Genomic DNA, 14,203 nt, shown 5'->3' on the forward strand with positions numbered 1-14,203 from the left:
CACCCAAGCCGAGGAGGAATCCATGGCACCGATCGCCCGTTTCCGTTCCGTCGTGCTCGACTGCCCCGACCCGCGCGCCCTCGCGGAGTTCTACGCCCAGGTGGCCGGCGGCACGCCCGAGGCCGAGGACGACGACTGGGTCGTGCTCCAGGTCCCGGACGGGCCGCGGCTCGCGTTCCAGCAGGCCGACGGCTTCACCCCGCCGGAGTGGCCGCGCGCCGACCGCAACGGCCAGCAGTTCCACGTCGACTTCGACGCCGGCCCCACCTGGGCGGACATCGACGCGGCGCACGAGAAGGTGCTGGCGCTGGGCGCCCGCCCGCTGGACCTGGAGGACCGCGAGAAGAAGGACTTCCAGGTGTACGCCGACCCGGCCGGGCACCCGTTCTGCCTGTGCCGGATCGAGTCGGCCGACGACCTCGGCTGAAGGCCCGGGAAGGTTCGGGAAAGTCCGGGAAGGTCCGGCCGGGCGGCCTCGGCCGACGGACCGGACCGAACCGGCCCGGCCGGGACGGGTCAGCCGTCCAGGTCGGAGATGCGGGCCGTCGAGGGCTCCCGGCGCAGCTGCGCGGCGCGGGCGGTGAAGTCCGCTCCGCGCAGCACTCGCTGCACGTTGCCCCAGGTGAGCAGCGCGATGTCGGACTCCGGCCAGCCCCGGCGCAGCAGCTCGGCGACGAGGTGCGGGTAGCCGGAGGGGTCGCGCAGCTCGCGCGGGTGCGCGGTTCCGGCGTCGTAGGTGCCGGACAGGCCCACGCTGCCGGGGCCCGCGACCGCGCGCACATGGTCGAGGTGGTCGGCGACGTCCCGGACGGTCGGGCCGGTCTGCTCGGCGGTCATCGGCACCATGCACAGGCCCTTCGCGGCGCCCAGCTCGGCCAGCAGCTCGTCGGGCAGGTTCGCGGGGTGCGGGCGCAGCGCGCGGGCCGCCGAGCGGGTGCACAGCACCGGCGCCTTGGAGACGGCGAAGACCCGCCGCACGGTGTCCTCGGAGGCGCCGGACACGTCGGCGACCACGCCGAGCCGGTTCATCTCGCGGACCACCTCCTCGCCGAACCGGGTCAGCCCCGCCCCGCTCGCCCAGGACGCGCCGGACAGCGTCAGCGCGCGCAGGCCGAGCGCGTGCAGGGAGCGCAGGATGCCCAGGGAGTCGCCGAGCGCGGCGGCCGTGGCGGGGCCGAGCAGCACGGCGATCCGGCCGTGGTTGCGGGCGTCGGCGACCTGCCCCGCGGTGCCGGCCAGCCGCAGCCCCTCGGGGTAGGCGCGGGCCACCGACTTCACGAGGTCGAGCTGTTCCAGGGTGGCGCCGACGGCCCGGTCCCCGGTCAGCCCCTCGGGCAGGTGCAGGGACCACAGCAGGGCGCCGACATGGCCGTCGCGCAGCCGGGGCAGATCGGTGTCCACGGAGCTCTCGCCCAGTTCGAGGTCGTACCACGGCAGATGGCGCAGCACCCAGGGAAGCCCGGTGTAGCCGTCGGCGACGGGGTGCGCGGCGAGGATGGCGTGGGCCCGCTCCAGCGGCTCGGAGTCGGGGTCCGACACCAGGGTGTACGCGTCGGCGCCCAGGACCGCGACGGCCTCCCCGGACATCAGGCCGTCCAGCTCCGTGACCTCGTCGGCGGCGTGCAGGTCGTCCTGGAGGTCTGCCATGGCGGGGCTCCGTAGTACGTCGTGAGCTGCGTCGTGAGCGCGATACGGCCACCGTCGCACGGAGCCCCCGGGGCTTCCTGGTGGGTGAGGCGTTCGGGCGTACGACGACCGCCCCGGCCGAAGGTGGCCGGGGCGGGCAGTCACGGCGGCCGGGAGCACTGCCCGGCGCGGGCGCGGGGTCAGCCGTCGAGCGACTCGATGGTGGCGTTGGACGGCGCCCGCGTCGCCCGCAGGTCGCGCGCCACGTCCTCCGCCGCGCCCAGCACCCGTACGGAGTTCTGCCAGGTCAGCTTGGCCAGGTCGGACCGCGACCAGCCGCGCCGCAGCAGCTCGGCGAGCAGGTTCGGATAGCCGGAGACGTCGTCCAGGCCGTCCGGGGTGAACGCGGTGCCGTCGTAGTCGCCGCCGATGCCGAGGTGGTCGACGCCCGCCACCTCGCGCATGTGGTCCAGGTGGTCGGCGACCGTGGCGGCGGTGGCGACCGGGCGCGGGTGGGACTCCTGGAACGCCTCGTGCACCTTCATGGCGTCCGCCGTGGTGTCGAGGTGGTGGAAGCCGTGCGCGCGCATGTTCTCGTCCGCCGCGACCGTCCAGTCGACGGCGGCCTGGAGGACGAACTTCGGCACGAAGGTCACCATCGCGACGCCGCCGTTGGCGGACAGCCGGGCGAGGACGTCGTCGGGGATGTTGCGCGGGTGGTCGCACACGGCCCGCGCGGAGGAGTGCGAGAAGATCACCGGCGCGACGGAGGCGTCGAGCGCGTCGCGCATCGTCGTCGCCGCCACGTGCGAGAGGTCGACCAGCATCCCGAGCCGGTTCATCTCGCCCACGACCTCGCGGCCGAACGCCGACAGGCCGCCGACGCGGGGCGCGTCGGTCGCGGAGTCCGCCCAGTCCACGTTGTCGTTGTGGGTGAGCGTCAGGTACCGCACACCGAGCTCGTACAGGCCGCGCAGGGTGGCCAGCGAGTTGTCGATGGAGTGGCCGCCCTCGGCACCCATCAGCGAGGCGATACGGCCCTCCGCGCGCGCCGCCTCCAGGTCGGCGGCGGTGAGCGCGGCCCGCAGGTCGGCCGGGTGGCGCTCGATCAGCTGCCGTACGCAGTCGATCTGCTCCAGCGTCGCGGTGACCGCGCCGGGCAGGTCGGAGCGGACGTAGACCGACCAGTACTGCGCGCCGACGCCGCCCGCCCGCAGCCGGGGGATGTCGGTGTGCAGGTGGGCGCTCTGCGAGACGGAGATGTCGCGCGCGCCGAGGTCGTAGCGGACCTGCTCGCGCAGCGCCCAGGGCAGGTCGTTGTGGCCGTCCACGACGGGGAACTCGGCGAGCAGCGCCCGGGCCTCGTCCAGCTCCGTCATCGCGGTCACTTCCCGAAGCCGAAGCCGGCGCCGGCGCCGCCCTCGACCTTCGAGCGCAGCCGCTTGCCCTTCTCGGTGGCCTGGTCGTTCAGGTCCTGCTGGAACTCGGTCATCTTCTGCAGCAGCTCCTCGTCGTGGGCGGCGAGGATCCGGGCCGCCAGCAGGCCCGCGTTGCGGGCGCCGGCGACCGAGACCGTGGCGACCGGGACACCGGCCGGCATCTGCACGATGGACAGCAGGGAGTCCATGCCGTCGAGGTACTTCAGCGGGACCGGGACGCCGATGACCGGCAGCGGGGTCACCGAGGCCAGCATGCCGGGCAGGTGGGCGGCGCCGCCGGCGCCCGCGATGATCACCTTCAGGCCCCGCTCCGCGGCCTGCTCGCCGTAGGAGATCATCTCGCGCGGCATGCGGTGCGCGGAGACGACGTCGACCTCGTACGCGATCTCGAACTCGTCGAGGGCCTGGGCGGCCGCCTCCATGACGGGCCAGTCGGAGTCCGACCCCATGACGATGCCTACAACCGGGCTCATTCGGTGATCGTGCCTCTCAGGTAGCCGGCAGCGTGACGGGCGCGCTCCAGCACGTCGTCCAGGTCGTCGCCGTAGGTGTTGACGTGGCCGACCTTGCGGCCCGGCTTCACGTCCTTGCCGTACATGTGGATCTTGAGCTGCGGGTCGCGGGCCATGCAATGCAGGTACGCGGAGTACATGTCCGGGAAGTCGCCGCCGAGGACGTTGACCATGACCGTCCAGGGCTGGCGCGGGCGCGGGTCGCCGAGCGGGAGGTCGAGGACGGCCCGCACATGGTTGGCGAACTGGCTGGTGACGGCGCCGTCCTGGGTCCAGTGACCCGAGTTGTGCGGGCGCATCGCCAGCTCGTTGACGAGGATGCGGCCGTCACGGGTCTGGAACAGCTCGACCGCGAGGTGCCCGACGACGCCGAGCTCCTTGGCGATGGTGAGGGCCATCTCACTGGCCTTGAGCGCGAGGTCCTCGTCCAGGCCGGGCGCGGGCGCGATCACCGTGTCGCAGACGCCGGCGACCTGGCGGGACTCCACGACCGGGTAGGCGACGGCCTGGCCGTGCGGCGAGCGCACCACGTTGGCGGCCAGCTCGCGGACGTAGTCGACCTTCTCCTCGGCGAGGACGGGGACGCCCGCGCGGAACGGCTCGGCGGCCTCCTCGACGGAGTCCACCACCCAGACGCCCTTGCCGTCGTAGCCGCCGCGCACGGTCTTCAGGACGACCGGAAAGCCTTCGCCCTCCGCGGCGAAGGCCGCCACGTCGGCCGGGTCGGCGACGATGCGGTGGCGGGGGCAGGGGATGCCGATCGCGTCGAGCCGCGCCCGCATCACCCCCTTGTCCTGGGCGTGCACCAGGGCGTCGGGCCCCGGCCGCACCGGGATGCCCTCCGCCTCCAGGGCTCTGAGGTGCTCGGTGGGCACGTGCTCGTGATCGAAGGTGATCACATCGCATCCGCGCGCGAAGTCGCGCAGCGTGTCGAGGTCGCGATAGTCGCCGACGACGACCTCGCTCACGACCTGCGCCGCCGAGTCCTGGGGAGTGTCACTGAGGAGCTTGAACCTGATGCCCAACGGGATGCCCGCCTCGTGTGTCATACGAGCGAGCTGGCCTCCGCCGACCATGCCGACTACCGGGAACGTCACGCCCCCAGGGTATCGGCCGCGCCGGGGTGACTCGTTTCCGCGCCCGCTCCGGCCGTGTCCACGGGGCCTCAGCACGGTGTCGCCGGGGCTTCCGCGCCGTGTCCCCGGGGCTTCCGCGCCGCGTCACCGGCGGTTTTCGGCCGCTCTTACCCGGGGCTTTCCACCTTCTTCCCGACCCGTTCCCTTCCTGTGAGCCGGTGCGGGGGAATTCGCCGGAGGGGGTGGTTAGCATGGCTGGGTTGACGTATCCGCGACCGGACGGGGGCCTGCACGACCATGGAACATGGTTCCTCGGGGCTGCAAAGGCTCTGGCGGGAGATCGCCAAGTTCGGTGCCGTGGGCGCGCTGGGCATGGTGGTGAACTTCGCCGTCTCCAACCTGCTGTGGCATCTGACCAGCATCCCCGTCGTGCGCGCCAACGTGATCGCCACGATCGTCGCCATCGCGACGAACTACGTGGGCTTCCGGTACTTCACCTACCGCGACCGCGAGAAGGGCGCCCGGAGCAAGGAGCTCACGCTCTTCTTCGTCTTCAGCGCGATCGGCCTGGTGATCGAGAACGGCATCCTCTACGCCGCGATCTACGGCTTCGACTGGGACAGCTCGCTCCAGCGCAACGTCTTCAAGTTCGTCGGCATCGGCCTCGCCACGCTGTTCCGCTTCTGGTCGTACCGGACCTGGGTGTTCAAGGCCGTGCCGGTGCCCGTGCAGGAGACGGTCGCCGTGCACGAGACGGTCGCCGGGGCCGAGACCCTGCTGGAGCGGAAGGCCGGCACGGCCGGGACGCGGCCCCGGGCCGAGCGCGCCAGGGTCCGCTGAGCCCACCGCGTCCGGAGCCCCCGGCTCCTGGGACCCCCGGCTCTTCGGAGCCCCCGGTTCGAGCCGCCGGCTGCTTGGCGCCCCCTTCGGAGCCCCCTGCTTCCCCGGTCGGTCGCGCTCAGCGCACGGTCGGCAGTTCCTCCGCCGGTTTGCGCGGCGGCGCCGTACGGGACAGGAAGAGACCGAAGACCGGCGGCTGCGCCTGGAGCAGCTCCAGCCGGCCGCCGTCCGCCTCCGCCAGGTCCCGCGCCACCGCGAGGCCGATGCCCGTGGAGTTGCGCCCGCTGATGGTCCGCTCGAAGATCCGCGCGCCGAGGTCGGCCGGGACGCCGGGCCCCTCGTCGGTCACCTCGACCACGGCCTGGTTGCCGGTGACCCGGGTGCGCAGGGCGACCGTGCCGCCGCCGTGCATCAGGGAGTTCTCGATCAGCGCCGCCAGCACCTGTGCGACCGCCCCCGGCGTGCCGACCGCCCGCAGATGGCGCTTGCCGGAGCTGACGATGGCCCGGCCCACACCGCGGTAGGCCGGTCGCCACTCGGCGAGCTGCTGCTGGATGACCTCGTCGAGGTCGAAGGTGACGGCGGAGCCGGTGCGCGGGTCGCGCGCGTTGGTCAGCAGCCGCTCCACCACGTCGGTGAGGCGTTCCACCTGGGTCAGCGCGATGGTCGCCTCCTCCTTCACCGTGTCCGGGTCGTCGGTGAGGGTGATCTCCTCCAGCCGCATCGACAGCGCGGTCAGCGGGGTGCGCAGCTGGTGGGAGGCGTCGGCCGCGAGCCGCCGCTCGGCGGTGAGCATCCGCCCGATCCGCTCGGCGGAGGAGTCCAGGACGTCGGCGACCCGGTCCAGCTCCGGGACTCCGTAGCGCTTGTGACGGGGGCGGGGGTCGCCGGAGCCGAGGCGCTCCGCGGTCTCCGCGAGGTCGGTCAGCGGCGAGGCCAGGCGGTTGGCCTGGCGCACCGCGAGCAGTACGGCGGCGATCACCGCGAGCAGGGCGACCAGGCCGATGATCAGCAGGGTCCGGCCGACCTCGCGGGAGACCGTCGTACGGGGCTCCTGGAAGGTGACCGTCTCGCCCTGCTCGCCCTTGGCGGTGGAGTGGATGACCTCGCCGTCGGGGCGGCTGCCGATCTCGATGGGCGTCTGGTCCGGGATGCGGATGACGGCGAACTGGTCGGGGCCGACCTGTTCCTTGAGAATGTCGGCGGTCACGCTCTCCCCGCCGAGCAGCCGGCCGTCCACGATGCTGGCCAGCCGCACGGCCTCGGAGTCGACGCGCTCCTGGGCGCTGTTGCTGATGGTCCGCGTCTCGACGATGACGAGGGAGACGCCGAACACGGCGATGACGACCAGTACGACGGCGAGGGTGGACTGGATCAGGCGACGGCGCACGGCACTCTCCGGGAGACGGCGGCTTCGGCGCCCCGCGGGGCGCGGGGCGCGGACATGGCCGACTGCACCGCGCGGGTGCGGCCGGCCGCACAGGACGGCGGGTCACGCCGGGCCCGGACCGCCCACGGCCGGGCCGCCCTCGGCGCGGCGCGCGCCCCCGCCCGGGTCCCCGCGGCGCGACGCGCGTAGCCGGTCTAGCTCTTCTCGAAACGGAAACCGACACCGCGCACGGTGGCGATGTACCGGGGGTTGGCCGCGTCGTCCCCGAGCTTCTTGCGCAGCCACGAGATGTGCATGTCGAGGGTCTTGGTCGACGACCACCAGGTGGTGTCCCAGACCTCGCGCATCAGCTGGTCGCGGGTGACGACCCGTCCGGCGTCCCGCACCAGCACCCGCAGCAGGTCGAACTCCTTGGCGGTGAGCTGGAGTTCCTCGTCGCCCATCCAGGCCCGGTGCGACTCCACGTCGATGCGCACACCGTGCGTGGCGGGCGGCTGCTGCGGCTCCGCGGCGCCGCGCCGCAGCAGGGCCCGGACCCGGGCCAGCAGTTCGGCCAGCCGGAAGGGCTTGGTGACGTAGTCGTCGGCACCCGCGTCGAGGCCGACGACGGTGTCCACCTCGTCGGCGCGCGCGGTCAGGATGAGGATCGGGACGGTGTGACCTTCGGCACGCAGCCGGCGGGCGACCTCCAGGCCGTCCATGCCGGGCAGACCCAGGTCCAGCACGACCAGGTCGACGCCGCCCTGCATCCCGGCGTCGAGGGCGGTGGGTCCGTCCTCGCGCACCTCGACCTCGTAACCCTCCCGGCGCAGGGCGCGGGCCAGCGGCTCCGAGATGGACGCGTCGTCCTCGGCGAGCAGTACACGAGTCATGAGGTGATGGTAGTCCGCTTGCGCGCACTGCTGGGGTGTGATCGTGGCGCGTGATTCTTACCTTGCCCCGGCCCGGCGGCGCATTGGTACGAACCTATGTCCATAAGGTGGCATCGTTGTGGAGACCTTCGAATAGGGGTCGGCGGTTGCCGTTGCGCCTGTGATCCGCGTCTCAAGTCCTTCCATATCCGGCATCGTCCTGCCGTATGGTGACATCACGCCTGTAGCACCCAGAGGACCTTCGGCGACGCATAGACGCGCGAAGGTCTCCTTTGTGTGCGGGCCGGTCCCCGCCGGCCTTCGAAAGGAATGACCTGTGGCCGGGCCCGGGCACGTCGACGACGTGCCGGGGCGTGGATCCCGGTGGTCGCCGTCCACGTTCCGTGACCCGGAACCGACTCCCCGAGGGCGTGGGGGCCGGACGGACCGACCCGCCGGTGCCGGCCTGCCCCCCACCGGGCGCGTACCCGCTCATGCAGACGCGTCCCGACAGCAAGGATCGACCATGGCGTCCAGCCTGACGAAGGACTCGGTGCGTCCGGGCACCCCCGGATCGACCGAGAAGACCTTCTTCGGCCACCCCCGCGGCCTGGCCACCCTCTTCATGACCGAGATGTGGGAGCGCTTCTCCTACTACGGCATGAAGGCCCTGCTCCCGCTGTACCTGGTGGCCCCGGCCGGCCTGCACATGAGCGCGGCCAGCGCGACCGCGATCTACTCCGTGTACCTGTCGCTCGTGTACCTGCTCGCCCTGCCCGGCGGCTGGTTCGCGGACCGCGTCCTCGGTCCCCGCAAGACGGTCGCCGTCGCCGGCGTGATCATCATGCTCGGCCACCTCACGCTGGCCCTGCCCAGCTCCGGCACCTTCTTCGCGGGCCTCGGCCTGGTGGCGATCGGCTCCGGTCTGCTGAAGGCCAACATCTCCACGATGGTCGGCCACCTCTACGACGGTCCGGACGACAAGCGTCGGGACGGCGGCTTCACGCTGTTCTACATCGGCATCAACCTCGGTGCCTTCGCCGCGCCCCTGATCATCGGCACCGTCGGCGAGAACTACAACTGGCACCTGGGCTTCGCGCTCGCCGCGCTCGGCATGGCGCTCGGCCTCGCGCAGTACCTGCTGGGCACCCGCCACCTGAGCTCCCGCTCGGACATCGTGCCGACCCCGCTGTCGGCCGAGGAGAAGCGCGCCACGCTGCGCAAGTCCGCGCTGTGGGCGGCCGTCGCCGTGGTCTTCTACGCGATCGTCGGCTTCTCGGGCCACTACACCCTCAACTGGCTGCTGGTCCCGATCACCATCGCCGGTCTGCTCATCCCCGTGATGGTCATCGCCCGGATCAAGCGCGACAAGGACCTCGACCGCTCCGAGCAGTCGAAGATGTCCGCGTACATCTGGTTCTTCATCGCCGCGGCCGTGTTCTGGATGATCTACGACCAGGGCGGCTCGACCGTCTCCCTGTTCGCCGACTCCTCCGCCAAGAACACCATCTTCGGCTGGGAGTTCCCGGTCTCCTGGTACCAGTCGGTCAACCCGGTCATGATCATGGCGTTCGCGCCGGTCTTCGCCTGGATGTGGCTGGCGCTGGCCCGCCGCGGCAAGGAGCCGAGCACCGCGACGAAGTTCGCGATGGGCCTGGTCCTGATCGGCGCCTCGTTCTTCCTCTTCCTGGCCCCGCTGGCGATCGCCGACGGCGGTCACAAGGCCGCCGCGATGTGGCTGGTCGGCATCTACTTCGTGCAGACCGTGGGTGAGCTGACCCTCTCCCCGGTGGGCCTGTCGGTCACGACGAAGATGGCGCCCGCGAAGTACGCCTCCCAGATGATGGGTGTCTGGTTCCTGGCCGTCACCGCCGGTGACGCCACGACCGGTCTGCTCTCCATCGCCGGTGTCGACCTGAACAAGACGGGCATCGTGACCCTCCAGGCCGTCCTCGCGGCCCTCGCGGGCGGCGCGGTGTGGATGTACCGCAAGAAGGTCAAGCAGCTGATGGGCGACGTGCACTGACGTACGGCCCCGGCCTCACGGAGGGCCGCCGCATCCCGGGGATGCGGCGGCCCTCCGGGCTTTCCGGGCGCTACGGGCTTTCGGAGCTTTCGGGGCTAGGGCCTTCCCGGGGTTCTTCAGCCGGTCACGCCGTCACCGCAGACGCCGCTTCGGCATGAAGGTGAACACCGCGCCGCCCAGCAGGATCGCGGTCCCGGCCACCAGGCCGAGCGCCTTCAGCGCCCCGTGGTCGCCGGCCCCGGTCTCCGCGAGGCCGCCGCTGTCGGAGGACGAACTGCCGCCCGACGTCGACGAACCGCCCGACGCGCCGCTCGCCTGCTCGGTGGTGTCGAGGGTCAGCGAGACCGCCGTCTCGGTCGGGGTGCAGGTGGTCGTCGTACCGAGCGCCTCCACGGTCAGCACCCCCGGCGAGAGCGTCGACGACCCGCTCGCGCCCGGCTTGTACGTGCCCGTCAGATCCGGGATCTCGATCGGGTCCCCGGACTTGATCGCGGCGGAGTTGGTCGGCCCCTCCACATGCACGGTGCCGCTGTCCGCGCCGCCCAGCACGACCTCCATCGACGGCTTCACCGAGTCCGCCGGGATGTCCGCGGGGCTGTCCATCACCGACCCGTTGAACTGCACGGTGAGATCGAAACTCCCGCCGTCCTTCTTGGCGTTGATCTGCACCGGCGAGGTCGCGTTCTTGTCCCCGATGGGCGTCTTGCAGGCGTACGGCACGTCGACCTCCTTGCCGGTGAAGTCGGTCTGGCCGCTGCCGGTGCCGTCGCTGGAGGACGCGGTCGCGCTCGGTGAGGCGGAGTCGGAAGCGGACGCGCTGTCGGTCGGGGACGCCGACTGCGAGCCCGAGTCCGACGGCTCGGGCGTCGTGCTCGACGAACCGCCGTCGCCCGCGGACACCTCGATCGTCGCTGCCGCGGAGACCGTCCCGGTGGGCGAGCACGTGGTGTCGGTCGACAGGGCGTTGACGGTGTACGCGTCCGGGGTCAGCGTCACCTCGCCCGCCGTCGTCAGCTTCAGCGAGCCCGTCATGTCGGACAGCACCATGTCGCCGCCCTTGGGGATCGCCGGGTTCTCCCGCGGGCCCTGCATCGCGATGTCCGCGGTCTGCGCGCCGGCGGCCTTGAGGGTGCCGGACGGCTGCACCGAGTCGGCGGGCAGGTCGATGATGTCGGGGTTCTTGGACGCGGCCTGGACGAACTTCCAGACCACGTCCACCGTGTCGCCGACCTTCGCGGTGGCGGGCGCGGTGATCTCCACCTTGGTGGTGCCGTCGACGGGGTCGATCCCCGCGGGCGGCACGCAGTGCGTCGCGAACGACACCTCGGCCGCCTGCGCGGGCCCCGCGGCGAGGCCGAGCAGGATGCCCGCCGCGCCCAGGACCAGGGCGGCCCCCGCCGCACCGGCCCGTTCGACGCCGGCCGGTGCGCCTCTCCTTCGCATGCTCACGTGGGTCCCTTCCTGGTGGGAGTCGTAGGACTCGTCGGACTGTCGTCGTGCGGTGCGGAGAGCCGGCCGGCGGCGCCCGGACCGGAGTCCGGCGCGAACCACGGCAGGGTCGTCGGATGCGGGGCGGCGGTGCCGTCCGGCGCGGGCGCGCCGGGCCTCGGCAGGCGCAGGGTGAACGGGCCGGTCTGCGGGCGGCGGTGGCGCAGCGAGCCGCCCCGGCGCGGGCGGACCCGGTCGACGACGGCCATCCCGACGCGGAACACGGCGGCCGGGACGACCACGCAGAGCAGGATCCAGAACAGCGTCACGCCCCAGGGGCGGCCCACGCCCCACGGCTGCTCCGCGACGACCTTGCCCGCGTACTGGAGGGAGACCGTGTAGTCGCCGTGCGCGCCGCCGGACAGCTCCACCGGCAGCTCGATCCGCGCCTTCCCGCCGGGTCGCACGGTGCCCTTCCACTGCTGCTCGTCCCACTGCGGGGCGAACACGCCGTGCGCGGTGCCGACCCGGAACACGGGGTCCTTCACCGCGGCCGAGCCCGCGTTGCCGACGGTGAAGACGAGCGTGCGGGAGGGCGGCGCGCCGAACCAGGTCAGCAGCCCGTCGGCGCCCTCCAGGCGGGTGTCGGTGAGCAGGGAGAGCCGCCCGGCGGCGGGCGCGGGCAGCGCCTTCACCGGATGCCCGGCGACCTGGAAGGCGGCGTCGGCGTCGGCGCCCGGCCCGGTGGCGGTGGCCACGTGCACGACGCACGGGCACGGCACGGGCGGCTCGGACACCGGCAGCTTCCTGCTGAACGCGCCCTTCGCGTCGGTGGTGACGGCCCGGCCGTCCGCGTTGGCGCAGGAGTTGGTGCCGCCGACGACTCCGCGCGCGGGTGTGGCCTGTCCGCAGATCAGCAGCATCAGCACGGTCCTCGGGCGCCAGCCGCTGCCGCTGACGGTGATCGAAGCCCCGGTCCCCGCCTGGGACGTGGACACGTGGACGGACGGGTCGGCGGCCGCCGACGCGGTGCCCGCCGGCGGCAGCACCAGCAGCAGGAGCGCGGCGGCCATCGCCGCCGGCGCCGTCATCCGCAGCCTCACGACACCGCTCCCGTCGCCGTGTCCATCTCCGTCAACTCGGGCCCCGCGGACGGCGGTTCGGTGCCGTCGCGGCCCGCGGGCCGGTCCGGCCCGGGCCGGTCCCGACGCCGTACGGCCATGACGACCGCCCCGGCGGCGAGGGCGGTGGCTCCCGACGCGCCGGCCACCGTGCCCCAGGGGACGAACCGCGCCGAGGCGCCCGCGGTGGCGCGGGCGGCGCCGGGCGCCGTCACCGTCAGCCGCACCCGGACCGCGTCCAGCGCCGGGCGGCCGGGCCACGGCTCGCTCAACTCGGTGCGGCTGCCCGGCGCGAGGCGTACCGGCAGGGTGCGCGGGGCGCGGTCGAGGACCGTGCCGAACACCCCGTCCGCGTGCACCGCCAGCGTCGGCACGAGCACCGTCGTACCGCGGTTGACCAGTTCGTACGCGATCCGGTCGCCGCGTACGGCGACCCGCTCGACGGTCAGCGCGGACAGCTCGGGGCCGCCGACCCTGAGCCGTACCCGCACGGTGGCCTCGTGCCCGTGGGCGTCGCGGGCCGCGATCGCGCCGGCGCGGTCGCCGGGGGCCGCGTCCGCCGGGACGGCGAGGGTGAAGGGGATGTCGGCGCGGGTGCGGGCGGGGACGCGGACCGCGATCCGTGCGAACGTGATCCGCAGCCCGCCGGTGCCGCGCAGCCGTACGGCGAGCGGTCCCGTGCCCCGGTTGGTCACCGACACCGTGTCCTGGAGGACGATCCCGGGCGTGCCCTCCGCGTAGACGGAGGGACGGCCGCCGCCGGCGGGCGCGAGCGACCAGCCCCCGGCGGCCGCCCGGGCGCCGGGCGCGGCGGCCAGGGTGAGCACGGCCGGGCCGGCCAGCACGGCGGCGAGGGCGAGCAGGGTGGACGGGAGTCTCCGGGCCGGCCGCGGCGGCCGGGGCGCGCACGGCCGGGGGCGGCGGGGCAGGGGCGGGCGCGGTGCGCGCGGGGCCCGGGCGGCGTCGGTCGGCATCTGCGGCTCCAGCGGTCGCACGGGGACGGGGTCAGCGGCGGGCGCGGACCGTCTGGTTGCGCCGGGTCAGCCACAGCGCTCCCGCCGCGCCCGAGAGCAGCACGGTGCCGCCGAGGGTGCCGAAGGCGACGATCGCGTCGTCGGGGCCGGTCTTGGGCAGCTCGCCGCCGGAGTCCGTACTGCTCTGGCTGGTGCTGCCGGTGTCCGACGTGCCGCTGCCGCTGCCGCTGCCGCTCGCCGCGGTGACGTCCAGCGTGAGGGACGCCTTGGGGCTGTTGGTGGGCGTGCAGGTGGTGGTCGTGCCGAGCGCCTTGATGGTGAGCACGCCCGCGGTGAAGGTGACCTTCCCGGTCTTCTTCGGGGTGTACGTGCCGCTCAGGTCATTGATCTTGATGGCCGTGTTGGCGGGGATGGCGGCCTGGTTGGCCGGTCCCGTCACCGACAGGGTGCCGCTGTCGGCGCCGCCCAGCCGGATCTTCGCGCTCGGGCTCATCGCGCCCTTGCCGAGTTCGACCGGGCTGGAGGAGACGCCCTTCTGCCAGGACATCGTGATCTTGTAGCCGCTGCCGCTCCTGACGCCCGTGATGTCGATGGGCGAGACGGCGCTCTTCACGCCGATCGGCGTCTCGCAGCGGTAGTTGACGTCGACGACATCCGCCCGCGCCGCGGGGGCGGCCAGCAATACCGCCGAGCCGGCCAGGGCCGCGGCGGACGCGAGCGCGGCGGTTCGTTTCTGGTACGACACGGTCGCCTCATTCCTGACGGCACATCAGATGAGCCGTCAAGGTACGCCCGGGCCCGTGAGGAAGGAAGACACGCAGCAGGCCGGAGTTGCGACGATCCGACACACACGGATGAGGCGTGGCGAGGCGATGGGTGACCGGGGGTAACTGGAGATGGGGGGCTGGGCGGGGCACGAC

The 14,203-nt window shown here is 73.1% G+C and carries 13 protein-coding genes; 3 read left to right on the top strand and 10 right to left on the bottom strand.

Annotated elements, in window-relative coordinates:
* Positions 1-22 precede the first annotated feature (22 nt).
* Positions 23-427 carry a VOC family protein gene (locus tag WN71_RS32290; RefSeq protein ID WP_046584230.1) on the top strand — a complete coding sequence of 135 codons (405 nt, stop codon included), beginning with the start codon at positions 23-25 and terminating at the stop codon, positions 425-427.
* An 89-nt stretch (positions 428-516) separates the two neighbouring features.
* On the opposite strand, the gene WN71_RS32295 is transcribed toward WN71_RS32290, so the two are convergent.
* The 4 genes from WN71_RS32295 to WN71_RS32310 form a co-directional block, all read right to left on the bottom strand.
* Entirely contained in the window at positions 517-1,587 is a 1,071-nt protein-coding gene (locus WN71_RS32295; RefSeq protein ID WP_420856549.1) for a dipeptidase, read from the bottom strand.
* A gap of 239 nt (positions 1,588-1,826) precedes the next feature.
* The gene (locus WN71_RS32300; protein ID WP_046584228.1) at positions 1,827-3,005 is read right to left on the bottom strand and encodes a dipeptidase; all 1,179 of its coding nucleotides are present in this window, start codon (positions 3,003-3,005) and stop codon (positions 1,827-1,829) included.
* Between the two features lie 5 nt (positions 3,006-3,010).
* The gene (gene purE / locus WN71_RS32305) at positions 3,011-3,538 is read right to left on the bottom strand and encodes a 5-(carboxyamino)imidazole ribonucleotide mutase (protein WP_079178277.1); all 528 of its coding nucleotides are present in this window, start codon (positions 3,536-3,538) and stop codon (positions 3,011-3,013) included.
* Positions 3,535-4,674, bottom strand: coding sequence for a 5-(carboxyamino)imidazole ribonucleotide synthase (locus WN71_RS32310; RefSeq protein ID WP_079178278.1), 1,140 nt, complete (start codon positions 4,672-4,674; stop codon positions 3,535-3,537). The genes purE and WN71_RS32310 overlap by 4 nt, the downstream gene beginning before the upstream one ends.
* A gap of 276 nt (positions 4,675-4,950) precedes the next feature.
* On the opposite strand from WN71_RS32310, the gene WN71_RS32315 reads away from it, so the two are divergent.
* Positions 4,951-5,493, top strand: coding sequence for a GtrA family protein (locus tag WN71_RS32315; RefSeq protein ID WP_046584225.1), 543 nt, complete (start codon positions 4,951-4,953; stop codon positions 5,491-5,493).
* Positions 5,494-5,611: 118 nt separating this feature from the next.
* Here the strand turns inward: WN71_RS32315 and WN71_RS32320 are convergent, their stop codons facing one another.
* Both WN71_RS32320 and WN71_RS32325 read right to left on the bottom strand, forming a co-directional pair.
* Positions 5,612-6,883, bottom strand: a complete 1,272-nt coding sequence (locus WN71_RS32320; RefSeq protein ID WP_046584224.1) for an ATP-binding protein — start codon at positions 6,881-6,883, stop codon at positions 5,612-5,614.
* A 194-nt stretch (positions 6,884-7,077) separates the two neighbouring features.
* Positions 7,078-7,755 carry a response regulator transcription factor gene (locus tag WN71_RS32325; protein ID WP_018566970.1) on the bottom strand — a complete coding sequence of 226 codons (678 nt, stop codon included), beginning with the start codon at positions 7,753-7,755 and terminating at the stop codon, positions 7,078-7,080.
* A 505-nt stretch (positions 7,756-8,260) separates the two neighbouring features.
* On the opposite strand from WN71_RS32325, the gene WN71_RS32330 reads away from it, so the two are divergent.
* Positions 8,261-9,760, top strand: a complete 1,500-nt coding sequence (locus WN71_RS32330) for an oligopeptide:H+ symporter (protein WP_046584223.1) — start codon at positions 8,261-8,263, stop codon at positions 9,758-9,760.
* A 132-nt stretch (positions 9,761-9,892) separates the two neighbouring features.
* Here the strand turns inward: WN71_RS32330 and WN71_RS32335 are convergent, their stop codons facing one another.
* From WN71_RS32335 to WN71_RS32350, 4 genes are read right to left on the bottom strand one after another with little or no spacing between them, the layout of a single operon-like run.
* On the bottom strand, positions 9,893-11,203 hold the full coding sequence (locus WN71_RS32335) for a hypothetical protein (RefSeq protein WP_046584222.1): 1,311 nt from the start codon (positions 11,201-11,203) through the stop codon (positions 9,893-9,895).
* Positions 11,204-11,205: 2 nt separating this feature from the next.
* Positions 11,206-12,279 carry a neocarzinostatin apoprotein domain-containing protein gene (locus WN71_RS32340; RefSeq protein WP_046584221.1) on the bottom strand — a complete coding sequence of 358 codons (1,074 nt, stop codon included), beginning with the start codon at positions 12,277-12,279 and terminating at the stop codon, positions 11,206-11,208.
* A gap of 8 nt (positions 12,280-12,287) precedes the next feature.
* Positions 12,288-13,283, bottom strand: coding sequence for a hypothetical protein (locus WN71_RS32345; RefSeq protein ID WP_240529843.1), 996 nt, complete (start codon positions 13,281-13,283; stop codon positions 12,288-12,290).
* A 31-nt stretch (positions 13,284-13,314) separates the two neighbouring features.
* Complete coding sequence (locus tag WN71_RS32350) at positions 13,315-14,028, bottom strand: LPXTG cell wall anchor domain-containing protein (protein ID WP_046584220.1); 714 nt, start codon at positions 14,026-14,028, stop codon at positions 13,315-13,317.
* Between the last annotated feature and the right edge of the window lie 175 nt (positions 14,029-14,203).

Origin of the sequence: Streptomyces mangrovisoli (assembly GCF_000974985.2) — a bacterium.
Lineage (GTDB): Bacteria > Actinomycetota > Actinomycetes > Streptomycetales > Streptomycetaceae > Streptomyces > Streptomyces mangrovisoli.